This is a genomic window from Demequina sp. B12, assembly GCF_028823635.1.
In the GTDB taxonomy this organism is placed as follows: Bacteria; Actinomycetota; Actinomycetes; order Actinomycetales; family Demequinaceae; genus Demequina.
This window is the reverse complement of record NZ_JAPEHU010000001.1, coordinates 270760-295345: the sequence shown is the minus strand read 5'-3', so window position 1 is coordinate 295345 and position 24586 is coordinate 270760. Positions and strand designations below refer to the sequence as shown.

Annotated in this window: 15 protein-coding genes and 1 riboswitch; of the genes, 4 read left to right on the top strand and 11 right to left on the bottom strand. The window is 64.7% G+C overall.

The window, feature by feature from the left end; translation table 11 throughout:
* Nucleotides 1-6: 6 nt before the first annotated feature.
* The 11 genes from ON058_RS01455 to ON058_RS01405 form a co-directional block, all read right to left on the bottom strand.
* Nucleotides 7-822: an ABC transporter ATP-binding protein gene (locus ON058_RS01455; protein ID WP_274667252.1), complete on the bottom strand. Its 816-nt coding sequence runs from the start codon at nt 820-822 to the stop codon at nt 7-9.
* On the bottom strand, nt 819-1850 hold the full coding sequence (locus ON058_RS01450) for an ABC transporter substrate-binding protein (RefSeq protein ID WP_274667251.1): 1032 nt from the start codon (nt 1848-1850) through the stop codon (nt 819-821). Before ON058_RS01450 ends, ON058_RS01455 begins: the two co-directional genes overlap by 4 nt.
* 32 nt (nt 1851-1882) lie before the next feature.
* Entirely contained in the window at nt 1883-2650 is a 768-nt protein-coding gene (locus tag ON058_RS01445; RefSeq protein ID WP_274667250.1) for an ABC transporter permease, read from the bottom strand.
* Nucleotides 2647-2940, bottom strand: a complete 294-nt coding sequence (locus tag ON058_RS01440; protein WP_274667249.1) for a thiamine-binding protein — start codon at nt 2938-2940, stop codon at nt 2647-2649. The genes ON058_RS01445 and ON058_RS01440 overlap by 4 nt, the downstream gene beginning before the upstream one ends.
* 150 nt (nt 2941-3090) lie before the next feature.
* Nucleotides 3091-3204: riboswitch (TPP riboswitch) on the bottom strand.
* A gap of 30 nt (nt 3205-3234) precedes the next feature.
* Complete coding sequence (locus tag ON058_RS01435; RefSeq protein ID WP_274667248.1) at nt 3235-5697, bottom strand: glycogen/starch/alpha-glucan phosphorylase; 2463 nt, start codon at nt 5695-5697, stop codon at nt 3235-3237.
* 190 nt (nt 5698-5887) lie between these two features.
* Entirely contained in the window at nt 5888-6991 is a 1104-nt protein-coding gene (locus ON058_RS01430) for a 2,3-butanediol dehydrogenase (protein WP_274667247.1), read from the bottom strand.
* A 135-nt stretch (nt 6992-7126) separates the two neighbouring features.
* Nucleotides 7127-8374 (bottom strand): polysaccharide pyruvyl transferase family protein, encoded by a 1248-nt coding sequence (locus tag ON058_RS01425; RefSeq protein ID WP_274667246.1) that lies wholly within the window; start codon nt 8372-8374, stop codon nt 7127-7129.
* A 15-nt stretch (nt 8375-8389) separates the two neighbouring features.
* On the bottom strand, nt 8390-9376 hold the full coding sequence (locus tag ON058_RS01420; RefSeq protein ID WP_274667245.1) for a lysylphosphatidylglycerol synthase domain-containing protein: 987 nt from the start codon (nt 9374-9376) through the stop codon (nt 8390-8392).
* Nucleotides 9360-10448, bottom strand: coding sequence for a nitroreductase family protein (locus ON058_RS01415; RefSeq protein ID WP_274667244.1), 1089 nt, complete (start codon nt 10446-10448; stop codon nt 9360-9362). The genes ON058_RS01420 and ON058_RS01415 overlap by 17 nt, the downstream gene beginning before the upstream one ends.
* A gap of 3 nt (nt 10449-10451) precedes the next feature.
* The gene (locus ON058_RS01410) at nt 10452-11462 is read right to left on the bottom strand and encodes a glycosyltransferase family 2 protein (RefSeq protein ID WP_274667243.1); all 1011 of its coding nucleotides are present in this window, start codon (nt 11460-11462) and stop codon (nt 10452-10454) included.
* 59 nt (nt 11463-11521) lie between these two features.
* Nucleotides 11522-11830 carry a hypothetical protein gene (locus ON058_RS01405; protein WP_274667242.1) on the bottom strand — a complete coding sequence of 103 codons (309 nt, stop codon included), beginning with the start codon at nt 11828-11830 and terminating at the stop codon, nt 11522-11524.
* A gap of 175 nt (nt 11831-12005) precedes the next feature.
* Here ON058_RS01405 and ON058_RS01400 point away from each other — a divergent pair, with 175 nt between their 5' ends.
* The 4 genes from ON058_RS01400 to ON058_RS01385 all read left to right on the top strand — a co-directional run bounded on the left by ON058_RS01400 (nt 12006) and on the right by ON058_RS01385 (nt 24571).
* On the top strand, nt 12006-14306 hold the full coding sequence (locus ON058_RS01400; protein WP_274667241.1) for a 5'-nucleotidase C-terminal domain-containing protein: 2301 nt from the start codon (nt 12006-12008) through the stop codon (nt 14304-14306).
* 118 nt (nt 14307-14424) lie between these two features.
* The gene (gene gcvP / locus ON058_RS01395; RefSeq protein WP_274667240.1) at nt 14425-17289 is read left to right on the top strand and encodes an aminomethyl-transferring glycine dehydrogenase; all 2865 of its coding nucleotides are present in this window, start codon (nt 14425-14427) and stop codon (nt 17287-17289) included.
* A gap of 147 nt (nt 17290-17436) precedes the next feature.
* A complete protein-coding gene (locus ON058_RS01390; protein ID WP_274667239.1) occupies nt 17437-18549 on the top strand; it encodes a serine/threonine-protein kinase in 1113 nt (370 codons plus the stop codon).
* A 4-nt stretch (nt 18550-18553) separates the two neighbouring features.
* Nucleotides 18554-24571, top strand: a complete 6018-nt coding sequence (locus tag ON058_RS01385) for an Ig-like domain-containing protein (protein WP_274667238.1) — start codon at nt 18554-18556, stop codon at nt 24569-24571.
* Nucleotides 24572-24586 lie beyond the last annotated feature (15 nt).

The following is a 24586-nucleotide window of genomic DNA, read 5'->3' as shown; positions in this document are numbered from 1 at the left end:
TGAGCGCTAGTGATCGAGGGCTGCGAGGAGCTGGTCTCGATCGAAGCGCTGGTGAGGCTTGTCCTCGCGGTGTTGCGCGGTGACTTCCCACACGATGCGCCCAGGGCGTCCGGACAGCACCACAATGCGGTCTGCCAGGGCAATCGCCTCGTCCACGTCGTGGGTGACCAGCACCACGGCGCGTGGTTCTTCGCTGTCCTCGCCAATCCAGTCGGTCAACTCCATGGAGGCAAGCCACTGGTTCATGCGGCGCCTGGTCACGGGATCAAGCGCTCCAAACGGCTCGTCCAACAGCAGCACCGGCCGTTCCGACAGGCAGGTCCGCAACAACGCGAGGCGCTGCCGCATCCCACCGGACAGTTGATGCGGCCACGCAGTCTCGAACCCGGCCAGCCCAAAGTCCTCAAACAACCTTGCAGCGCGAGCGGCGGCCCGCTCGCGTGGCACTCCTGCGGCAATCGCACCCACCATGGCGTTCGCCATGGCACGACGCCACGGCAACAGACAGTCACGCTGAGGCATCCACGCTGTCGCACCACGTGCCTGCGCAGTGCCCTCAGTGGTGGCGCGCTCATCCAGCAGTGAACCCATGGCACGCAGCAGCGTGGATTTGCCGCAGCCGGAAGGGCCCAGGATCGCAACGAACTCGCGGTCGGCCACCTCAAGGGTCACGTCATCCAACACGTGAACCGGGTGGGTGCCACGCTGGGTGCCCGCAAAAGTCACCGAGAACTCCCGCACACTGACAGCGGCGCCCAACGCTACGGACGTCTCCCCGGCATCGGCCCTCCGTGCCTGCTCAAGAACGGGTTCGCCGGTCATGATTCATCGGCCACGAACTCGTTGGTCCAAGCACCGTCGAGCATGCTGGCGTCTTCCAACAGGCCCTTGTCCACCATCCAGGTCGTGAAACGCTCCCACTCGTCGCCGTGCTGCACGCCCCACTGTTCGGGCGTGGGGGCGTACTGGTTGGCGAGCCATTCGGCGCTCGCGACCACCAACGGCTCCTCAAGTTCGGGGGCCGCTTCCATCAGTGCGTCCGAGGCATCTGACGGAGTTTCCATGGAGTGGCGGAACCCACGGGCCGTCACGTCCATGAACGAGGCGACGGTGTCGGGGTCGTCCGCGATGTTGGCACCGTTGGCGGCGAGCATGGGCGTGTACCAGTTGGGGATGCACTCCATCCAGTCACGGAATGCCAGGGTGTTGACGTCCAGACCGTCGACCTCGCCCAAACGAATCGTGTCCCAGGCGTCGAACACCCAGGCAGCGTCGTACTGGTCTTGGGTGAGACCCAAACGGAAGTCGGAGCTGGCCAGCGGTGTGAACTCCACCAGCTCCGGATCGCCGCCGTCGCAGGCCACCAGTTCGTTGATGATCGTCATGCCCAGCTCATCGCCCCAGGTGCCGAAGACTTTGCCTTCCAGGTCTTTGGGCCGTTCGATGCCGTCCTCTGCGAGCGACAAGAATGACGAGGTGTTGTCGTGAATGATGGCGGCGACGGACACGACATCGGCCCCTGCGGCACGCGCGGGGAGCAGGCCCTGGGCGTGGGAGAACGCGAAGTCAGCCTGCCCGGCCGCTACGAGTTGCAGGCCATCGGTTTCGCCCGGCTCAATGACGGTGACGTCCAGGCCGGCCTCCTCATACCAACCCTTGTCGAGCGCCACATACACGCCGGAATGGTTGGTGTTCGGAGTCCAGTCCAGCACCACTGTCACCGGCGTCAAAGCCTGGGCGGCGGCGGAGGTGGGGTCGGCATCGGCCGTCCCGGAGCAGGCCGTCAAGGTGAGGGCCGATGCCGCGGTGACGGCAACGGCAGCGTGACGGGTGGAGGGAGAGAAAGTCATGAGGGGTTCCTTAAACAGTTGAAAGAAGCGGGTTAGAGGCGCGCGGGCGCGGTTTGCCAAGGCGTGACAGCGCGGCGTAGCGCCACGATGACGAGCACGAACAGGCCCGCCAGTGCGGCAATGAGGACGATCCCGACGAAGATTTGGTCGACGGCGTACGCCTTGCGGGACCGTTGGATGAAGACGCCCAGGCCGGACTCTCCGGCTAGGTACTCGGAGACCACGGCCGCGCCCACGGCGTACGTGGCGGCAATGCGGAGCCCGGACAGGGCGCCCGGGATGGAGGCAGGCAGGCGTACGAGCCACAGCTGATGGCGGCGCGTGCCTCCCAGCCCGGCCACCATGTCCGCATGATCGGCATCCACCTCCCTGATCGCCGCCGCAGCGGAAATCAGCACGGGGAAGAACACCGTCAACGCCACCAAGATCACCTTGGATGCGAGCCCATACCCGGTCCACAGGATCATCAGCGGCGCAAGCACCACGGTCGGAATGGTTTGGCTGAGCAACACCATCGGTTGCGCGATGTGACCAGTCGTGGGCAGCGTGGCGATCAGCACCGCCATTGCCCATCCCACGAACACGCCCACCGCAAGGCCCAACACCGCCTCCGTAGCGGTGGTGGCGATGTGTTCGCCCAGGAGTGGCGCAGTGTCGACCGCTGTTGCTGCCACCTGGGAAGGGGCGGGCAGCACAAACTCGGGAAGGCCCGAGGCCTGGACGGCGAACTCCCACACCACCAACAGCGCCACCATCGTGACCATGCCGATGGCGGTGGCGCGTAGGCGTCCACGAGTCATGGGCGGTGCTTGTCCACGAGGTCGTGAACGCTGGGCCCGTTGTCGTCGGCAGCGCCGGAGACTTTCATGATGGACATGCAGCCTTCAGCACCGGAGTGCAGGGTTGCTTCATGCACGGTGCGCAGGAGTGGCCAGATCTGGTCCGGGGTTCCTTCGATCGTGGTGCCCATGGCGCCCACCTCGTACTTGAGGCCGGAGGCGCTGATGGCGGCGATGGCGGCGTCCACGTGCTTGAAGCACTGTTCCGTCTTGATGATGGGGCGCGGTAGTACTTGGATTTCTGCGATCATGCTGGACTCCTTGGAGCAAAGGACCTGGGGTCCAGACAGCATGAAGACACTGCTGTGGAGCACGTGGCTGCCCAAGGGGTCCCGCGCACGCCACAGCCTGCGGGTAGGCGTCATGGCAGGGGCACGCGGGTACGCGACCTCACCCAACGCCGTGCCCGTATGACACGTCCTTACGCTGGCATTACCCAGGTCAAGTTCTCGGGTCGACAGCGCATGACGGCTGTCCTCTCAGCTCGGCTGACCCGAGCTCCCCGCGTTGGCGTTGTCCACTGTAGCGCGACAACTCTGAGAGCGTTACGCCTTCCAGATGCGCTGGGTGTAGTCCCGCATGGAGCGGTCGGAGCTGAAGAATCCGGTGCGGGCCGTGTTGAGGATCGCGGAGCGGGTCCAGCCATCCTGGTCTGCGTACGCGTCCTCGACGCGCTGTTGAGCGTCCACGTAGGAACGGTAGTCAGCGAGTGCCATGAAGCGGTCGCGTTCGATGAGGCTGGCGACCACGGCGCCCACGAATCCGTCGGTCTGGCCGTCCGTGAAGTGGCCGGAGGCGATCAGGTCCAACGCGGCACGGAGGTCGTCGTCTTCCGCGTAGTACTTCTCCGGGTCGTATCCGGAGGTTTGTAGCGCGGCGACTTCTGGTTCGGTCATGCCGAACAGGAAGAAGTTGTCGTCGCCCACCAGTTCGCGGATTTCGATGTTGGCGCCGTCGTCGGTTCCGATGGTGAGGGCACCGTTGAGCGCGAACTTCATGTTGCCCGTGCCGGAGGCTTCCTTACCTGCCAGGGAGATCTGCTCGGAGAGGTCCGATGCTGGGATCAGTTTCTCTGCCAGGGTCACGTTGTAGTTGGCGGGGAACGCGATCTTCAGGCGGCCTTCGAGAGACGGGTCGTTGTTGATGGTGGCGCCCACGTGGTTGATGAGTGCAATGGTCTGCTTGGCTCGCACATATCCGGGCGCCGCTTTTGCGCCAAAGACAAAGGTACGCGGGGTGACGGAATCCAGCGGCCGCTTCCCAGACTTGATCTGCTCGTACAGCGACACAATGTGGAGCAGCTTGAGCGACTGACGCTTGTACTCGTGCAGACGCTTCACCATGGCGTCGACCATCGCGTCAGGCGAAATCTGGATGCCGTCACGCGCGGCGAGCACGTCAGCAAAACGACCGCGGTTGGCGCGCTTAATCTCGGCATAGCGGCGGCGGAACTCAGGGTCGTCTGCCAATGGCTCAAGTGCACGCAACCGGTCCAGGTCCGCCACCCAGCCGTCACCGATTGCCTCGGTGATGAGGCCAGACAAGGCCGGATTCGCAAGCCGCACAAAGCGTCGCGGCGTCACACCGTTGGTGACATTGGTGAACTTCTGCGGGTACATGTCGGCAAAGTCTGCGAGGACCTTGTCCGCAAGCAGCTGCGAATGCAGTTCGGCAACACCGTTGACCTTGAACCCGGCCACGGTGGCCAGGTACGCCATGCGGACGGCACGGAAGGGCTCTTCCTGAATGATCGACATGTGGCGTACCCGCAACGGTTCGTGCGGGTACTGTTCACGGACCTGCGCCAGGAACTCGTCGTTGATCCGGTAGATGATCTCGAGGTGGCGGGGGAGCAGGCGGCCCAGAAGTTCCACCGGCCACACTTCCAGCGCTTCAGGCAGCAGGGTGTGGCAGGTGTAGGCGAAGGTCTTCTGCGTCAGGGCCCACGCATCGGCCCATTCCCAGCCGCGTTCGTCGACCAGGATGCGCATCAGTTCTGGCACCGCAATGACGGGGTGGGTGTCGTTGAGCTGGAAGGTGACCCGGTTGGGCAGTTCCGACACGTCAGCCTCGGGGCCAAGGATGTTGTCGATGTAGTCGCGCAGCGAGCACGCCACAAAGAAGTACTGCTGTTGGAGGCGTAGCTCCTTGCCCTGGGGGGTGGAGTCTTCGGGGTACAGGACTTGGGAGATCGTCTCCGCGCGAGTCTGCGCCCGCACGGCGTCTTCGAAGTCGCCCGAGTTAAAGATCTTCAGGTCAAAGGCTTGCGTGGCGCGGGCGCTCCAGAGCCGGAGCGTGTTCACGCGCTGATTGCGGTAGCCGGGAACCATGTAGGTGTACGGCAGGCCCACGACCTTTGATTCGGGAATCCACCGGCGGCGCTCGCGGCCGTCGTCGTCCGTCACGGTCTCGACGTGGCCACCAAAGCCCACTTCGACTTCAAGTTCGGGGTGCGCCATCTCCCAGGGGGAGCCCAGGCGGAGCCAGTTGTCGGCGTGTTCCACTTGGTGGCCGTCTTCGAACGTCTGCTTGAAGATGCCGTACTCGTAGCGAATGCCGTAACCGATGGACGGGATGCCTTCGGTTGCCATCGAGTCAATGAAGCAGGCGGCAAGCCGGCCCAAGCCGCCGTTGCCGAGTCCGGGCTCCACTTCGACGTCGCGGAGGTCGTCAAGACTCAGCCCCAAGCTTTCGAGCGACTGGCGGGCGAGCCCCTCGAGGTCAGCGCTCAGCAGGTTGTTGTCGAGTTGGCGGCCCATGAGGTACTCGGCAGACAGGTAGGCAACGCCTTTGTCTTGGCTGAGTTTGTCGTGCGCGATGGTTTCGAGCCAGTCGGTCGTCAAGTAGGCCCGTACGGTGCGGGCGAGTGCCTGGTATTTGTCGTTCGCTGAGGCGCGGTCTAGTGACACACCTTGGGTGAAGGTGAGTTCACGGAGGAACTCGCGAGTGAACGACTCGGGTGAGCGTTCGCGGGCGGCAATGGCGGGAATGGCAGACGTGGGGTTCACAGCTGGCGACCTCGTTGACTTCAGGGACTTGAGGTGCAAGTCCGTTCCCTACAAAGTTAGCGTTGCCACGCCACTTCCGCAGGGCCTTGGGTCCCACGTGCGTAAGCCCGCGCGTGTCGCATATCCCACAACGCGCATCGGCCCCCCACGTGTGTCACGTGAAGGGCCGATGCTGACATTTACCAGGTGTTTACCCGACGGTTGCGAGGTTCTCCTGTGCGGCGGTGGTGGTGTCGCGGGAGGCTTCTGCGCTCACCAGGATCTTTGCGCCGGCTCCCGAGCGCAGGCGCTCGACAGCCGAGTGGATGTCGTCTACCCCGATGGTTTCGACCCAGCCGGTGAAGTCGTAGACGCCACTGGCCATGGCCTGAATCACTGCGTCGAAGTCTTCTGGCAGGTAGGCCATGGTGCCCACGATGTCGCGTTCGCCGAGTGCCAGCAGGCTGGGTTGAAGGTCGACGGTGCGCTCGTAGAGGGCGACCACGACCAGGCGTCCTGCGGGGGCCAGGAGGGGCAGCGTGGACTGGAACGCTACGGGTGCGCCCGCGGCATCGAAGGCCACATCCACACCGTGGCCACCGGTGAGTTCGGCCACGCGTGCCTGGAGGTCCTCGTTGACGGGGTCAACGACGGCGGCGCCCAGGTTCGTGAGGAGTGCCCGGCGTTCCGCGCTGGGTTCGGACACGAGGACACGGGTCAGGCCCTGCGCCTTGAGGGCGAAGTAGACGCCAATGCCAATGGGGCCGGCGCCCACGATCAGCGCGGTTGAGTTTGCGGTCACCTCGCCGCGGGTGGTGGCGTGCCAGGCGACCGACATGGGCTCTACCAGGGCACCCATCTTGACGTCGACGCCATCGGGGAGCGGGTGAATGCGGTAGGCGTCCACCACGGTGAACTCGGCCATGCCGCCGCCGTCGGAGCTGAGGCCATGGAAGCCGATGCGTGCACAGGCGTTCTCCCGGCCCTTACGGCAGGCGGGGCATTCGCCGCAGGCGTAGGTGGGGTAGATCGCGGCGCGCACGCCGACCTCGATGTCAACGCCTTCACCGACGGCTTCGATGGTGCCGGCGAACTCGTGGCCGAGGATCTGGGGAAGGGTGGAACCGGTGACGGAATGCGGTTCGGTGGCGCTGAGGCCCAGGGCCTCAGGCGCGAAGATGGCGTGCAGGTCGGAGCCGCAAATACCGGCATAGCCGTTGCGGATGAGGACCTGGCCGGGGCCGGGGGTGGGGATGGCGACAGTCTCGATGCGCAGGTCTTCTTTGCCGTGCAGCACAACAGCCTTCATGGACATGGTGAGCCTCCTTGCTCAGCACGCGCAGCGCGGTTCGGGTGGAACCGAGCCACTGGGGAACGGGTGGGGACCCCAGGACCTTAGGCATGGCTGAGCGCGGTCACAGGACTGCGTGTGCGTAAAACGTGATAATTCTCACCTGTGGGAATAATCGCTCCGGCGCGACGAGGCTGCGGCCAACTCGATGACATCCAACTGGCCCAAGGCCTTTGCCTTCACGCCGGGAAGGGCTGCAGCGATAGCTTCACGTACGCCGTCAGCCTGGCCGTCCAGGTCGCGAACACGCTGCTCAAAGGCAGTCTGATCCAGGTCCGATGCCGACGTTGCCCAGTCCGCCAGGCCGAACATGTCCAGCACCTCGCGGTACTTATGCGACCAGCCCAACACCAGCGTGGGAACACCCATCGCCAGTGATGACACCATCGCGTGGAAGCGTGACGCCACGAACAGGTCGCAGCGCCCAATCAGCGACCGCAGCACCTGGCTCGACAGTTCGCCATCAGGGAAGAACACACGGTGGGGCGAGCGCACCCGCGCAAGAATCGCGCGACACACCGGCAGGTCGTTGTTGTGCAACTTGTCGTCGCGCGAACGCGTCGAATGCGCCACCAGGTACACCGGGCGCCCCAGCTCCTCGGTGACGAAGTCAATCTGCGCGGCCACATCCCCCACGTAATCCTCGCCACGGGCCTCAGCCGCCGCACGCAACACCTGCGACGGGGACACCCCCACCACGTCGCCGCCGTCAAAGAACGTGCCGGCCACAGCATCGGCTGATTCCACGTCTTCCGCCGTGACCTCCAGCGTGAACGCCAAATCCGCACCCGCAGTGGTGTTCGCCAAGCCCAACCCATCCAGATGTTCCTGGGTCTTGGCGCCACGCGACACGATCGCCGCCATCTTGGGCAAGAACGTGGTGGCGGCCCACCGGTTCACCGGGCTCTCAAAAGGCCCCAACGCTTGCGCACACTTCACCACCGGAGTCTTGGTGTTGAGCGCGGGAAGGATCGAAGCCACGTTGTAGATCAGGTACTTCTCACGCCCATCAACAAACGTGATGCCGCCCTGGTCCAGGAGTACGTCGGCATCCGCGATGGCCCCCACCTCCGGGACGGCCCGGCGGATGGTGTCGCGCAAGAACGGGGCCAGCCGCCACGCCAGCGCTCCCGAGTTAATCAGCACGCCCAGACGCAGGGGAGAGGCATCCATCACGTGCACGTTGGCGTAGGGGTTCAGTTCGTCATCCGTACGCGGGTACATGCTCAAATGCGTGATCGAGATGTCCGGATGCCGCTGCGTCAGGTGCGTCACGGCACTTTCCAACATGGCGGCAGCACCCTTGTTACCCGCAAAAGCAGAACCGATAATCGCAACAGACTTCATGTGAACTCCTTCACCCTAAGCAGGCGTTGACCGGGTACGCCGCGCCCCCGCAGCAAGCACTCCGTAGATACAAGCAATGATGACATCCGCGAACGTCGCGAGCACACGGGCCACGAGTGCCACCACAATCGCGACATCGGCACCCAGGTACGGCGCCGCAAACAGCACAAACACAGACTCGCGCACACCCAAGCCGGACGGCACAAACACCGCCATGATTCCCACAGCCCCCGCAAGGGCGTAGGCGGCGGCCAACGGAATCCAGGAACTTGCGGGCGCCTCCACCAACGCCACCGCGATCCACACCACGCCGACGCCGTTGATGATGCGGGGCGTGAGAAAAGCCAGTTGGAACTTCACCGCAGTCCCTGTCGACAACAGTTCGCTGGCCGGCACACTGCGCTTCACCGTGCGTTTGCCCAGCACGGTAAGGACTCGGCTCAACACCGCGGGATGCATCGCCGCCGCGAGTGGAATCATCGCCGCCGCAGCGATCCACACGGTCGTGGACACGGCATCGGCTCCACCCCTGGCGAACACCAGAATCGCGAGCGTCGGAATCGTAGATCCCAACAACAAGAAGGCGTTCTCGTACACCACGGACAGCAGGACCTTCAGGCGAGAAAGCCCGCGTGTCCGCCCCCACACCACCTTGGACATGACAAAGCCCACTTGGCCCGGAATGTACTTCAACAACCAAGCACGATAATGCGCTTGAACTGCTTCCGCAGGGCCGATGCGGGTGCCAGTGAGCGCATGAAGCACCCCCGCCCACAGCAGTCCCGACACGGCGACAGCAGCCACAAAGGTGACAGTGACGCCGACGGCCCACCACCCCAAGGACAAGTCCTGCGCCTGCAGGGACTCCCAGTTGTCCGCGAGCGTGCGCCCAAAGAACCACGCCACCGTCGCAATGATCGCCGTAGCGACCGTGCCACGGATAACGCGCACCCGTAGCGGCCGGCGCGGTGCGACCGAACTGTCGCTATCGCTCGAGGCCATGGAAAGTGCGCAGGTTGGCGATGTCTTTCTTCTGCGAGTATGCGACGAGTGCTTCTGGGTCCGGGTATCCCACCGCGAGCAACATGATCACGCGCTGGTGAGGCTTCAAGTCCAACGCCTTGGCCATCTTTGCTTCCAGCGGCTCAAAGTCCGGCCAGTTGATGACGGAGCTCGACAGGCCCAGGGTTTCTAGCGCGTAGATGAAACCCATGGTGGCGAGCGAGGCGTCAATGTACGGCACGTGCCGGTCGCGGGGAGAGAAGTAGTTCGACAAGTCACCCTTGACGACGATCACCGTAGGAATCTGGTGCGAGTAGCCCGCAGCACCAAACGGAATGCCTGCGATCTCCTGCACCTGCTCGGGGTTGTCAAAGACCTCGAACTCGTACGGCAGGCGGTTGCATGCGGAAGGCGACTGCCGGGCCACCAGCAGTGCCTTGTCGATCAGCTCGCGTGGCACGGGCTTGTCTTCGAACCAGCGGATCGACCGACGCGACTGCGCTAGCTCGAGCATCTGGTCGTAGGTGATGGTGGTGCGCTTGAGCGACTTCTGGGCGTACGGGTGAACATCGCTGGGCGCGCCATACGGGGGGATTGCGGAGAACCGCGCCTTTGCGTGGGCCACGGTTTCATCGGAGGAGTCGACGATGGTGAAGTACTCCGCAAGTACGTCATGCGCCCACTGCATCTCCCCCGCGTCCAGGTTGCTGAAACCGGCAGGGCGTTGGGTCGCGATCTCGTAGAACTCGACCGTTTCCTCGATGTAGTCCAAGGCGAAGACGTCCCGCCGGGGCTGCATCAAGATGCCCTTTTCGAGACGGTGAACGTTGCGGCGCAGCTCCACATGGTTGGCGCGGTGGCGGCCCAAGTTCTTGTAGTAGGCGCGCCGTCCGGACAGCACTGCATACTGCTCACGGTTGTGCGTGAAGAACCCCGGAATCGAGTACAGCGTTGCGCCCACGCGGCTGGACCCTGCAACCTCCAACACGGCACGGTTGGCACCGTTGTACGTCTTGCGAATCGTGGGGTTCGCCAGCGCGTTCTTCGCTACCCGCTTGAGTTTTCCGAGCATCGGCTATTCCTGTCCCTGAGGTGACGTACGTACGGTCGGAGGCGCCGTCACAGTGTCGCGCATCGCGGCCGGGCTCGCGGGGCCGAACCGTTGTGTGTTGAGTTGCTCGATTGCTTGCTCCTGCAACGTGCGGTTGGTGCGCAGGAGGTCCGACAACACCCCCAGCGCTACAGACAAGAACGCTCCCACGAGCAGGATGGTGCCCAGGAGCAACGACTGATAGTGGTCGCCCTCGTTGCCCATGAGGCGCAAAATGAGGAAGCGCACGAACGGAATGAGTCCGATGACTCCGAACACAGCGCTGAGCCACGCAAACAGTGTCCAGGGACGGAACATCACGTAGGACCGCAAGATCGCCTGCCCGGACTTGAGCATGTGCTCAAAACTGTTCTTGAACAGGCGGCTCTCACGGGTCTTGGGGTTGGTGTCCACGGGGACGGAAGCGATCGCCAGGCGCTTGTTGCCGGCTTGAATGATGGTTTCCATGCAGTAGCTGAACTTAGTGATGACGTTCAGTTTGTACAGCGAGTACCGGGAGTAGGCACGGAACCCGGACGCTGCATCAGGTAAGTCCGTCCCAGCGGCCTTGTTCACCACCCACGAACCGAACCGTTGCATCGACTTCTTGAACGCAGAGAAATGCTCAATCTTGTGGGTTTGGCGGTCCCCAATCACGATCTCCGCCTCCCCCCGCACGATGGGGGCGACCAGGTCCCCGATCCGTTCCTGCGGATACTGGTTGTCTCCGTCCGTGTTCACCACGATGTCGGCACCACGGCTCAGTGCGTAGTCAACGCCGTCCCTGAACGATTGCGCCAAACCCATCGGGCGGGCGTGCCGGAGCACATGGGCGCCGTGTTCGAGGGCGATTTCCCCGGTGCGGTCCGTGGAGCCGTCATCGATGACCAACAGTTCGATCTCGTCGACCCCGTCGATGTCTCGCGGGATTGATGCCAGGACTGTGGGCAGTGTCGCTTCTTCATTGAGGCAGGGCACTTGGACGACGAGCTTCATGGAGACCACAGTAGTGAGAGCGTTCTCCCCGCACGAACTGACGTGCGGTCAGGCTGGCGCTACTTGACGGAAAGCGGTCCGCTGTCGCGTCGCCGTTGACGGGCATCCATCACGCGCCACACGGTCAGCGCTAGGCCAGTCAATGCCGCGCCCACCATGCCGCCGATGGCCGCGCCAGCAATATCGCCGGCGAGAGCATGGCCCCCGAGCAGGGTGGTGAACGCGGGACCCCACCACAGGGCGCCTATCCAGCCGCCAAGCAGACCGGCGATCGTGGCGAGGACCCAGCCGGGGTTCACCACGGGGTGGACTCGTGCCGCCGTGGTTCCGGTCAACAGTCCAACTGCCCAGGGGACCAGGTCCTCCACGCCCACCTCCGTGATTGCTCGACAACGCCGCTTGGCTAGACCCCCATCGTTGCATATGCCCTGGGTGTCCAGCGGATGAGGGGGCAGTGAACGTTGAGCGTTCCCGGATGCGAGAACGGCTGGGAGGCCATAGGTTCGGCTGTGGGTAGACAAACCCCCATGTAAAGGAGAGAACATGACGAAATCGACACGCGCAGGGGTGGGCACCGTTGCCGCACTCGGCGCGCTGGCCGTCACTGCGGTGGCAGTGCCAGCACAGGCCGATGTGGTGGAGCCAGAGGGCGGAACCACGGTCCAGATTCTGGGGATCAATGACTTCCACGGCCGCATCCTGCCGGATGCGTTCAGCGGTTATGCCGGTGCCGCGTCTCTTGCTGGAGCGGTCGACGCTCTGGAAGCCGAATACCCGAACTCCGTGTTTGCGGCCGCCGGTGACCTCATCGGCGCCTCCACCTTTGAGTCGTTCATCGCAGATGACGTCCCCACGGTCGCGGCGCTCAGCGCTGCCGGGCTCGACGTGTCAGCGGTAGGCAATCACGAGTTCGATCGTGGCTTCGCGGACTTGCGCGACCGGGTGATGCCCATGGCGACCTGGGAGTACCTGGGCGCGAACGTGCGCTTCCTCAACGGCGACCCTGCGCTGCCCGAAACCTGGATCCAGACCTTCGGCGACGGTGCCGGAGCGGTCGACATCGGCTTCATCGGTGCTGTCACCGACGAAACTCCCGCGCTTGTCACGCCTTCCGGGATTGAGGGGCTGTCCTTCGAAAACGAGGCCGTTGCCGCCAACCGGTCCGCAGCGGAACTCGAAGCTGGCGGTGCCGAACTGATCGTGCTCCTGGTTCACGAGGGCGCTCCCACCACGAGCTATGCCGACGCGGTGGACACCAGCAACGACTTTGGTGCGATGCTTGCGGACCTAGACCCCAGCATCGACGCCGTCATCTCAGGCCACACCCATCAGGCGTACGACCACGCAGTGCCGGTACCGGAATGGGCGGGCCGCGCTGTGACCGAACGCCCAGTCGTGTCGGCAGGGCAGTACGGCATGAACGTGAACCGGCTGCTGTTCGCGTTCGATGCCGACGGCACGCTGGCCGACGTCGACACCAGCATTGTTGATCTGTTCGAGGCAGGTGCCTCCGAGCCGGTGTACCCCGCAGTGCCGGAGATCGCGGCACTGGTGGAGGCGGCCGCGGCGGAAGCCGATGTGTTGGGCGCGGTGGAACTGGGCGCGCTGGAGAACCCGTTGTACCGGGCCCGCCAGGACGGTCAGAACCCCGGCTCCACCCGTGGAGCAGAATCCACGTTGGGTAACGCTGTCGCGAACGTGCAGTTGTGGGCGACGCAGTCCCATGGAGCACAGATTGCGTTCATGAACCCTGGTGGATTGCGTGAGGACATGTTGGGCTTGGCGCAGGGTGACCGCGCGAACTACCCCTCGGCAGTGACGTACAAGCAGGCCGCCGTGGTGCAGCCGTTCGCGAACACATTGGTGGCGATGGACCTCACGGGCGCCCAAATTGCGCAGGTGCTCGAAGAGCAGTGGCAGCCCGCAGGGCAGTCGCGTCCGTTCCTGCGGCTAGGAACCTCGGGGGGCTTCGAGTACACGTACGATCCCACCGCGCCAGCCGGTGAACGCATCCTGTCCATGTGGCTCGATGGCGAACAACTCGACCTTGGCGCCACCTACCGCGTTGCGATGAACTCGTTCCTTGCCGCCGGTGGCGACAACTTCGCCACCTTCACTGAAGGTGCGAACGTGGCTGACACTGGCCGCGTTGACCTGGAGGCGATGGTCGACTACCTCGAGGTCCACGGATCGCTTGACGTCGACTACCGCCAGCACGCCGTGTCAGTCACGAACCTTCCTCCCACCCTCACGGTGGGACAGGACGTGACGTTCGATGTGGGGTCGCTCATGATGACTGACCCAGACGGCGTGGTGGACAAGAAACTGTCCGTGGAGATTGCTGGCAAGAAGCGGGGCAATGCCACCGTCACGAATGTGTTGCCCACGGACAGCTACGACGAGCACGGGACGGCCACCATTTCCTTCACCGTGCCTAAGAGCGCGGAAGGCGAATCGGTCATCACGCTCACGGGCAAGCAGACGGGCACCACCGTCCAGATCCCCGTCACCGTTGCCCCCAAGCCCACGTGCACCATCGACGTCGACATCGAGGAGGCGTGGCCTGGATACTTCCTCGCGGACGTGACGGTCGACAACGACGCCAAGGCGGATGTGGAGGACTGGACCGTGGGGTGGACGTTCGCCGGTGACGAGCGCATCCACCACCTGTGGAACGGTGTGGTCGCTCAAGACGGTGCCTCCGTCACGGTCGACCACCCTCACTGGGATCCCGTCCTGGAGGGGCGCAGTTCCGTGTCGTTTGGGTTCATCGGTATGACTACCGATGGCGCCACCGAACCGACCAACCTCACCCTCAACGGACAGTCCTGCCTGGCTGACTAGTCCGACCGCTCGACTCCCCCGTGCCCGGCCAAGGGCGGGCACGGGGGACCGGGGGTTACCACCGCCCGACGGCGAAAGTGTCACAGTGCGGCGCTCCACCCTGTCGTGACGAGGGCCGATGCGACACAATGGGCGCGTGAGCGCGTTTGCTGAAAGACACATCGGCCCGAACCACGATGCCGTGGACACCATGCTTGAGGTCGTGGGCTACCACTCCCTCGACGATCTTGCCGAGGCCGCTATCCCGGCGGCGATCCGCCAGGACGATGTCCTTGTGCTGCCGGAACCGCTCACGGAGAACGACACCCTCAACGCACTCCAGACGCTTGCGCAACGCAACCGGGTCAACATTCAGATGATTGGCCAGGGCTACTTCGACACCATCACCCCCATGGTGATCCGCCGCAACGTCATCGAGAACCCCGCCTGGTACACGGCGTATACGCCGTATCAGGCGGAAATCTCGCAAGGTCGCCTTGAAGCGATGCTGAACTTCCAGACCATGGTCGCGGACCTCACCGCATTGCCGATCGCGGGAGCATCGCTCCTCGACGAAGCAACCGCCGTCGCAGAGGCCGTGCTGCTGATGCGCCGAGCCGTCAAGGGCCGCGAGGGCGGCGTGATCGTGCTGGACGCCGAATGCCTTCCGCAAACCATCGACGTGGTCACCGCCCGCGCAGAAGCAATCGGGTTGCGCCTCGAGGTCCAGGTCATCGACGCCGAGTGGACCGCGCCAGACGACCTCATCGGCTTGGTGCTCCAGCAGCCCGGCAACACCGGTGTGCTGCGGGAGATTCAGGACGTCATCGCATCCGCACACGGCGCTGGTGGGCTCGTCACCGTTGCGGCAGACCTGCTGTCCCTCACCATGATCAAGGCGCCCGGAGAGATTGGTGCCGACATCGCGGTCGGGTCTGCGCAACGCTTCGGAGTGCCGTTGTTCTTTGGCGGCCCGCACGCCGCATTCATGTCCGTGCGCGAAGGGCTCGAACGGCAACTCCCCGGCCGCCTTGTAGGTGTGAGCGTTGACGCCGACGGACGTCCCGCCTACCGCCTCACCCTGCAAACCCGCGAACAGCACATCCGCCGCGACCGGGCCACCTCCAACATCTGCACCGCACAAGCACTCCTCGCCGTCGTGGCCGGCTTCTACGCCATCCACCACGGCCCGGACGGTTTGCGCGACATCGCCACCAAGGTGCACTCCACCGCCGTGACCCTGGCCGATGCGCTCGCGGCCGCAGGAGTCGACGTGCTCCACGAGCACTTCTTCGACACAGTCGTCGTGAAGGCGCCCGGTGGCGCGGACTCCGTGATTGCGCGCGCCGCAGCCGAAGGCATCAACCTGCGCCGGATTGACGCCGACCATGTTGGCATTGCCTGCGACGAGGTCACGAGCCTGGACATCTTGGACGTGGTGGTGGAGGCCGTGACGGCCCGCAAGCGCCACAGTGTGTACAGCGCGCCGCGCGTCGCAATCCCGTTGTCGTTGCGTCGAAGCAGCGACTACCTGACCCATCCGATCTTCCACCAGCACCGCTCCGAGACGTCGCTCATGCGCTACATGCGCCGTCTCGCGGACCGGGACCTGAGCTTGGACCGCACGATGATTCCTTTGGGTTCGTGCACCATGAAACTGAACGCAGCCGTAGAGATGGCCCCCATCAGCTGGCCAGGGTTCGCGCGCATCCACCCGTTCGCGCCCTCCGACCAAACCGCCGGCTACCGCGACATGATCGCGCAACTCGAAGAATGGCTGGCGGACATCACGGGCTACGCCGCCGTTTCCGTTCAGCCCAATGCTGGCTCCCAAGGTGAGTATGCAGGCCTGTTGGCGATCCGCTCCTACCTGAAGGACAACGGCGGGGAAGCCCGCGACGTGTGCCTCATCCCGGCATCGGCTCACGGCACCAATGCGTCCTCCGCGGTCCTTGCTGGACTGCGTGTGGTGATGGTCGCGACCGCTGAGGACGGCGGCATCGACCCCGACGACCTGCAAGCAAAGCTCGAGAAGTACGAGGGACAGGTGGCGTGCATCATGCTCACCTATCCGTCGACGCACGGCGTGTACGAGGAGCGCGTCAAGGATGTGTGTGGTGCCGTCCACGATGCGGGAGGCCAGGTCTACATCGATGGCGCAAACCTCAACGCCTTGGTGGGACTCGCGAAGCCCGGTCACTTTGGCGGCGACGTGTCGCACCTGAACCTGCACAAGACCTTCTGCATTCCCCACGGCGGCGGCGGTCCGGGCGTGGGCCCTGTTGCAGTCGCTGACCACCTGGTTCCTTACCTGCCTGCCCTGCGCCAGACCATCCAGCGGCCCGCGGAGTTGGCTCGCCGTGGCTCACCCGTGTCCGCGGCACCGTTCGGCTCTGCCGGAATCCTGCCTATTACCTGGGCTTACATTGCACTCATGGGTCACGAGGGACTGGGCCGCGCCACCAAGGTCGCGGTCCTCGCCGCCAACTATGTGGCCACTCGCCTCGCCGACGACTTCCCTGTGCTGTACCGCGGTCAAAACGGTCTGGTCGCTCACGAATGCATCCTCGACGTCCGCCCCCTCACCAAAGTCACGGGCATCACGGCGGAGGACATCGCGAAGCGCCTCATCGACTTCGGCATTCACGCGCCCACCATGTCCTTCCCCGTCCCCGGCACGCTCATGGTGGAACCCACGGAAAGTGAAGACGTCACCGAGCTGGAACGCTTCATCGAAGCCATGAAGGTGATCCGCGAAGAGATCGCTGCCGTGGAACGCGGAGACATCGCGGCAGAGGACACCGCGTTGAGGCACGCCCCCCACACCGCCGATGCTGTCGCCGCCGATGTATGGGAGCGCGCGTACGGACGTGAACAGGCCGCGTTCCCGGTGCCGGGGCTACGTCAGGACAAGTACTTCCCGCCGGTGTCTCGCATCGACAATGCTCACGGCGACCGCAATCTGGTGTGCGCGTGCCCGCCGTTGGAAGACATCGCTGATTAGTCCCGTCAGCCGCGCGGAGTGCAATCTCTCACACGTGCGTGGGACTGTTCACCTGCGCCCGGGGGTCCGCTAGAGTAACCCCGTTCCTACCGTTTGTTGATGGGCAGAGGTTGCCCTCGAAAGCTGCGGTAGGAGGGGGGTAGGACAATGGCGAAACGCCAAGCACTGAGCCCACCTGTACTGCCTGGATACACGTATGTGCGTCCGTTAGGGTCAGGTGGTTTTGCCGACGTGTTCCTGTTTCAGCAGGACATGCCGCGACGTTTGGTCGCCGTCAAAGTCCTCTTGAGCCGTATCGAAGACGAAGCTGCGGCCGCCGCACTCGCGTCGGAAGCGGACGTCATGGCGCAGTTGAGCGCCCACCCCAGCATCCTCACCGTGTACCAAGCGGGGGTCTCTGCTGACGGCCGGCCATTCTTGGTGTCCGAATACTGCCCGGCCTCGCTCACCAACCGGTACCGCAACGAGCGCATGCCAGTCGCGGAAGTGCTGTCGATCGGAATCAAGATCGCATCGGCCATCGAGACCGCCCACCGCGCCGGCCTCCTGCACCGTGACATCAAGCCGTCCAACATTCTCTTGACCTCGTTTGGCCACCCTGTGCTGAGCGACTTTGGTGTGGCATCGGCCCTAGAGCAAGGCGAAGACGACGTCATTGCCATGTCGCCACCGTGGAGCGCGCCAGAAGTGGTGGACCACAAGACGTCGGGCAGCGTGGCCACGGAAGTGTGGGCGCTCGCGGCGACCGTGTACACGCTGCTGGCCCAGCACAGCCCATTCGACATCCCTGGGCAGCGTCGCAATGACGCAGACCTGATCAAGCGCATCGGCAAAGCCAAGTATGTGGACATTGACAGGTCCGATGTCCCCGACGTGTTGCAGCGTGCCCTTGAGGGCGGCATGCGCAAACTCCCGGGAGACCGCTACCCCACAGCGCAAGCCTTCGGCCACGCACTCCAACAGGTGGAGATGGAAATGGGATTGCCGGTGACCGCGCTGGAGATCCCCAAAGATGAGTGGTCCCAGTCAGCGGTGCCGATGCCGGAGGCGGGTGAGCAGCGCCAGGCAGTGCGTTCCACGGTGCCAGTCCAATCGCAACGTCTGCGGCGCGACGCAGACGCTCATACACGGGCAGGCACCAGCACCATGCGGGCACGACGAGCCGGCAAGGTAGGACGCTCAATCGCGGTGGGTGCCGCGATCGGCGGTGCAGCCGTGGTGGGCGTGGTCGTGACAATCCTGGTTGTGGTGGGGGCGTAACGCGATGAGCGCAGTGGAGACGGGGTTGGGGCGTGCCACGGCGGCTCGGTGGCGGGTGGTCCGTCGCATCGGCGTGGGGGCCTTGGTGGCCGCCATCCTGGTGGGGGTGTTTGTTGCGCCCGGTTTTGACGAGCGGGAAGTGACACCGGACAGTCCGTCAGTGTGGGCCCTCCAAACCGGCACCGGACAGCGGTTCGCCCGCGTCAACACGACCGTGGGTGAACTCGACACCGTCAAGGGCGTCGCAGCTCCCAGCGACCTGGTGCAAAACGGCGGTGACCTGCTGGTCTTCTCCAACAACCTGGGCTCCGTGACCCAGGTGGACGCGGCAATGCCGTTCGACATCTCCGCGGAAGCCCCAGAAGCGACGGTCGCGACCCCCACGGGAACCGATGCGGTCGTCAGCACCGGCACGTATGTGGCGTACCTGACCGATACCGGGCAGGTGTTCGCCGGAGACATGGCGACCGGTTCCGCGACCAGCCCACGCGGCTTTGACCCGTTCGCGGACGTGGAAGTCGAGGAAGGTGAGGAACGTCCCCAGTTCCGTGCCGCCACCGTGTCCGTGTCGACGTCCGGAATCGTGGGCGCATACTCGCCTGAGCGCCGTGCCGTGCTGACAGGCAACGTAGTAACGGGCGAGGTGCTTGCGACATCGGCCCTGCCCGAAGGCCCCGAAACGGAAGGTGTACAGATCACCTGGGTAGGTGACACCTGGGTGCTGTACGACGAAGACACGGCCCGCCTGTGGATCCAAGACCTCGCTGAGCCCCTCGCGACGGGTGCCGCCGAGGACGCCCTGCTTCAGAAGGCAAGCAGCGCACGTGACGAGGTGCTCATCGCAGATGACTACGGCATCGTCTCTGCTGCAATCGATGGCACCAGCGCGTCCTACCTGGTAGGTCCCACAGACTTGTCACGCGGCACGCCGGCCCGCCCCACCGAATCGCCCGATGGTGCCGGCATGGTTGCCGCCTGGCTCGGCCCAGAGAACGGTCCTGGCGAACTATGGATGAGTGGCGAGAGCCCCGTCCAACTGTCGTACGGCGAGGCCACCTTGGGTGAACGTGTCGTGCCGGTGCTGCGGTCCAACGGATCCCGCCTGGTGTTGAACGAAGCCCGTACTGGCTGGGTGTGGGACGTCCCCTCCGGCCGCCTGATCGGTTCGTCCCAGCAGTGGGAAATCGACGACGAGGTCCAGCAGGCCGCTGACGACCGCGAAGTCGCCACAGAAGTCACCGAGCCTCGCGCCCCCATCGCCCAAGACGACGCCTTCGGAGCGCGCGCGGGACGCCAAGTAGCGTTGCCGGTCCTCCTCAACGACCACGACGCCAACGGAGACGTCCTTGCCGTGGACCCCGCCTCCCTCACGGGTCTCGACGAGGCCTTCGGCACCGCACACGTCGCAGACGACTCACAGCTGGTAGTGGTCGACGTCGCCGACAACGCCACCGGCACTGCCACGCTGACCTACGCCATCACCGACGGCACCGCAGACGACGGACTCGAATCGGAGCCCGCGACTGTCACGATCACCATTAAGGACGAGTCCGAGAACTCCCCGCCTCAATGGTGCGGCGTCGACGACTGCCAGGTCGACTGGCCCTCACCGCAGGTCAACCCTGGCGGCACCGTCAACGTGGACGTCCTCACCGGGTGGGTCGACCCCGAAGGTGACCCCATCTACCTTGCCTCCGCACACACCTCATCGTCCGTCGGTGTCACCGCGCCGTCCCCCGAAGGTCAACTGGTGTTCCAGCACACCAACCCCTCGACCACGGAGACCGGTTCCGTACCCATCACCGTGGAAGTGGCCGATGCGTTTGGAGCGTCCAACGACAAGGACCTCACCGTCGCCGTGGTGGGGGAGCCCGAACTGCGGGTTGAAGACCTCGCCGTCACCGTCACCACCGGGGTTCAAGCGACCGTGGAACTCGCTGAGCGGGTGACCGGCGCTCGCGGCCCACTCACCGTGACAGAGGCCTCCGCAGGTACTGACTCTGATGCGGTGGTGGCCACCGCGCAGGGACTGGTGGGCTTCACGTTCTCGAGTGAGGAGCCAGGATCGTTCCTGGTCGACTTCACCGTCAACGACGGCATTTCCGACGGGCGCGGTATGGCCCGCATCACTGTGATCGACCCTGAGGATTCGCAGCTCACCACTGCGCCGCTCACCGCATTCGTGCGTACTCATGAGGACGTGACGGTCGATGTCCTGGCCGCCGTGACAGACCCGGGCCGCAACGTCTTGCTGCTGAGCGACCTGCACACCACTCCGGCCGATGGCGCCCAGTTGTCTGCGGACATCGTGGGCCACTCGGCTCTGCGTTTGTCTGGTGACACGGAGACGGGACAGCCGGGCACGCTCGGCACGGTGAGCTACACCGTTTCTGACGGTTCTGGACGGCCAGAGTCCACCGTGCGCGGCGAGATCACCGTGATCTTGCTCGGCACTGACGTGCCTGCTACCCCGCTGGCGGTCGACGACTCCATCACCGTGCGTGCAGGAACTCAGGCGGACATCAAGGTGCTGGCCAACGACGTGGGCCCGGCGGGCAACGTGATCGCCCTCGACGCCGATTCCGTGGAACTCGCTGACGGCGGCGGCCTGGCCTTCCCTGCAGGCACTCTGGTGCGCTACCTCGCGCCGCAAACCCCGGGCGTCTACACGATTGACTATTCGGCGTACGTGCTGGGCTATCCCACGCAGTCGGACAAGGCTTCCGTGGTGGTGACCGTATTGGCGAACGAGACCAATCAGCCGCCTACGCCGCAACCGCTTGCGGGCCGTGTGGCAGCCGGTCAAGAAGTGCGGCTGCCCTTTGACGGCACGGGCACGGATCCCGACGGTGACCGGGTCTCGTTGAAGGCCATTGAGACCCAGCCCAGCACGGGTGCTGCGCGCGTTTCAGCTGACGGCCGCTCGCTGGTGTACACGGCGGATGCTGGGTTCTCTGGCCAGGTGGCGTTCACGTTCTCCGTTGAGGATGCGCGCGGTGCGACCGCAACGGCAACGGCGACCGTCGGTGTCTTGGCTGCCGAACTGGACCCCCGCCCCGTGACGTACACCGACTACGTCCAAGCGCAGGTGGGCGAGGACCGTCGCGTCGTCATCACCCCCACCGCGAACGATATCGACCTGTCCGGCGGTGAACTCCAGCTGGTGAGCGTGGTGCCTGATGCCAAGCGCGGCACCGACGAGTACGACGCGCTTGCCGCACACGTCGGCAAGCCCGACGGCGACAGGATCCAGTTCACCGTGGGTACGGAGCCGGGCACGTTGGCGTTCGTCTACACCGTGGCCAACAGTCAGGGCTCGACGTCCATTGGCCGCATCATTCTCAAGGCTGTTCGCGAACCCATCGCGGACGTCCCCATCATCACGGACACGGTGCTGACTGCGGACACGCGCGAGCAGTTCGCGGACGGCGTTGACGTCCTGGCGGACAAGGTGGCCTGGGGTGCAGGTGATCCTGCGGGTCTGACGCTGTCGTTGTGGGGTTCTCAAGAGGACCTGACCGTCTCTGGCCGCAGCATCTCTGGCCCGCTGCCGGACTCGGCGCGATTGGTGCCGTTCCAGGTGAGCGGCGTGAATTTCGCGGGGGAAGAAGTGGTCTCCTACGGGTTCCTCCGTGTGCCCGGCGACCGGGAGATCATCGTGGCGCTGAAGGAGAACTTCACCGTTCCCGAGGTCAACGAGAACGAGTCCATCACGTTCGACATGGCAGACCTGATCGCGTTGCCACCAGAAACGTCATTCACGATTGACGCCGATGCCGTGGCCGCGTCCGGTAGCCGCGCGCAAGGTGTCTGTACGTCAGCGGGTGGTACTCGCCTGACGTACAGCGCTGGCGAGGGCGAGCCCTACACGGACACGTGTGCAGTGCCGGTGTTGGTTGACGGTCAGGATGAGCCGACGACTCTTCCCGTGCCCGTCATCATCATTCCTGAGATCCCCGTGCCGACGCTTGCGGGAGCGGCCCTCGAAGTTTCTCCTGGAGAGGAAGCAACCTTCGACTTGGCCGGCATGGTCAGTTGGCCTGACGGCGCACCGGGCCGGCCCGTCGAGTTCGGCATCACTGAAGCGGGTGAATGGTTCACGGTGTCCCGTAGCGGCACGGTTCTGACGCTGAAGGCGGCGTCCGATGCTCCTCCGGGCAACACCGAGAACATCACCGTGACCTTGACGTCAGATCCCGAAACGCCGCCCGTCAGCCTTGCACTTGAGGTGGGGCCGGCGCCGTCGACCCTTCCGAAGGGTGCGACTGTCACGCAAACCTGCTCGCAAGCCGATGGCTCCTCCTGCACCATCGACGTCATTGGTGGCTCTGGCGAGGTCAACCCGCTGCCGGAGACACAACTGGAACTGGTGTCGGTGAGCAGCGACGGCACCTGTTCGGGCGTGAGTTTCGACATCGCCTCCGACACCGCAGTGCGGGCGTCGTGGACAGGTGACACTGCCGGCGCCAAGTGCTCGGCATCGTTCGTGGTGCGTGACGCCCAGAAGCGTCTCAGCTCTGGTGAACGTCTCGGGTCTGTGACGGTTGACCTGCAGGGCTTCCCCGGCACGCCTGCCGCACTCACCCAAACCGCGTATGGCGACGGCAGCATCACTCTTGGCGTGGACCCCGGTGCTGCCGCATCGGCCTACCCCGCCATTACTGGCTTTAGCGTGACTGCTGGCGGTACTGAGGTGGCGACTTGCACCGCGAGCGGCGCGTGTTCTCAGATCACCGGGCTGTCCAACGGTGAGAAGACTCAGTATTCCGTGGTCGCGGTGAACTCGGTCGGAAAGTCGAAGGGTTCTGCCTCCGCGACGGCCTGGGCCTACGCGCCACCCGCGCAGCCCGCGCTGGTGTCTACCGCCCCGTCGGTCACCGGTGGCGAGGGGCTACGTGCGGACCTTGTCCTCAGAGTTTCCGACCCCTCCACGCGCTCGCTACAACTCACCAGCGCCAGCGGAGAGCAGCGCACCGTTCAGGTGTCAGGCCGTGGAAACGTCACCGTGAATGGCTATCTGGTGGGGTCGAACACTCCACAGACGGTGACGGTCACCCCGGTGACCCGGCACGAGTTGCCCCCGGTTGGGGCCAGCAGCGAGTCCGGCGAGACGCTCTCGTTCCAGGCGAACGGAGTCGGCGGCCCGCTTGTCACGAGTCCCTCGTGGAAGGCCAGTACGGACGGCCAGCAGGTCACGTTCACGGCTCAGGTGGCGAGTGCCGGCACAGGCTCGGAAACCTACATTGGGATTGCTGCGGACGGCCAGCACTGCACGCCGAACACGCGCGCGAACGGCGGTTCCGCCAGCGTCACCGTCACTGTCGAGTCGAACCGCCTCTACACGTACAACCTGTGCGCAGAGAGTCGCGTAGGTAGCAAGGGCTACGGCACCTCTAGCCAGGCCATCACCGGCGTGTACACGTACCAAGATCCTGGCGCTCCCGCGGTCAACAACGGCTACGGCGTGAGCAACCGCTGTGAGCCGAGCAACTCTGCCCGCTGCGAGACGTCGTGGAGCGCGCCCAGTGTGCAGTCCGCGCCGCGCGGCTTCGAACTGCGCTATAGCCATGAGGGCGCACCCCCGCAGAGCAGCTTCTCGCTTGCCAACGCCTACGGAAACGTGCCAAGTATTCGTGCGGTGTACTGCCCCACGTTCCTGGGGACGGACGCGCCCTGCTCCGATTCCTCGACCGCAGTGGGGCCCGCGGACACCACGCGTTCCTACCCCACCGAGGTGACGTTCGTGTCGTGCTCGGTGGCAAACGAAAGCGTCAACGTCACGGTCGCCGCACAACCTGGCGACTACACCACCGCCGTGACCTGGTGGGAGGACAGCTGGAGCAACACCCAGGGCGTGGAGCTATGGAACCGCAACTATGCCTCGATTGAAGTCACCTTCACTGGCGCACTATCCGGGATTCGCAGTTGGGAATCCTCCCGGAAGTCGTGCGGCGACCTGGTCGACGAACCCGCGCCAGTGGTGACCCCCACGCCCAGCCCTACCCCCACGGTGGCACCATGACCCACCCAGCCCTGA

Excerpts from the sequence above, each read along its gene's own strand:
- ON058_RS01455 (WP_274667252.1), bottom strand. The coding sequence starts at position 822 with ATGACCGGCGAACCCGTTCTTGAGCAGGCACGGAGGGCCGATGCCGGG.
- ON058_RS01450 (WP_274667251.1), bottom strand. The coding sequence starts at position 1,850 with ATGACTTTCTCTCCCTCCACCCGTCACGCTGCCGTTGCCGTCACCGCG.
- ON058_RS01445 (WP_274667250.1), bottom strand. The coding sequence starts at position 2,650 with ATGACTCGTGGACGCCTACGCGCCACCGCCATCGGCATGGTCACGATG.
- ON058_RS01440 (WP_274667249.1), bottom strand. The coding sequence starts at position 2,940 with ATGATCGCAGAAATCCAAGTACTACCGCGCCCCATCATCAAGACGGAA.
- ON058_RS01430 (WP_274667247.1), bottom strand. The coding sequence starts at position 6,991 with ATGTCCATGAAGGCTGTTGTGCTGCACGGCAAAGAAGACCTGCGCATC.
- ON058_RS01425 (WP_274667246.1), bottom strand. The coding sequence starts at position 8,374 with ATGAAGTCTGTTGCGATTATCGGTTCTGCTTTTGCGGGTAACAAGGGT.
- ON058_RS01420 (WP_274667245.1), bottom strand. The coding sequence starts at position 9,376 with ATGGCCTCGAGCGATAGCGACAGTTCGGTCGCACCGCGCCGGCCGCTA.
- ON058_RS01415 (WP_274667244.1), bottom strand. The coding sequence starts at position 10,448 with ATGCTCGGAAAACTCAAGCGGGTAGCGAAGAACGCGCTGGCGAACCCC.
- ON058_RS01410 (WP_274667243.1), bottom strand. The coding sequence starts at position 11,462 with ATGAAGCTCGTCGTCCAAGTGCCCTGCCTCAATGAAGAAGCGACACTG.
- ON058_RS01400 (WP_274667241.1), top strand. The coding sequence starts at position 12,006 with ATGACGAAATCGACACGCGCAGGGGTGGGCACCGTTGCCGCACTCGGC.
- gcvP (WP_274667240.1), top strand. The coding sequence starts at position 14,425 with ATGCGACACAATGGGCGCGTGAGCGCGTTTGCTGAAAGACACATCGGC.
- ON058_RS01390 (WP_274667239.1), top strand. The coding sequence starts at position 17,437 with ATGGCGAAACGCCAAGCACTGAGCCCACCTGTACTGCCTGGATACACG.
- ON058_RS01385 (WP_274667238.1), top strand. The coding sequence starts at position 18,554 with ATGAGCGCAGTGGAGACGGGGTTGGGGCGTGCCACGGCGGCTCGGTGG.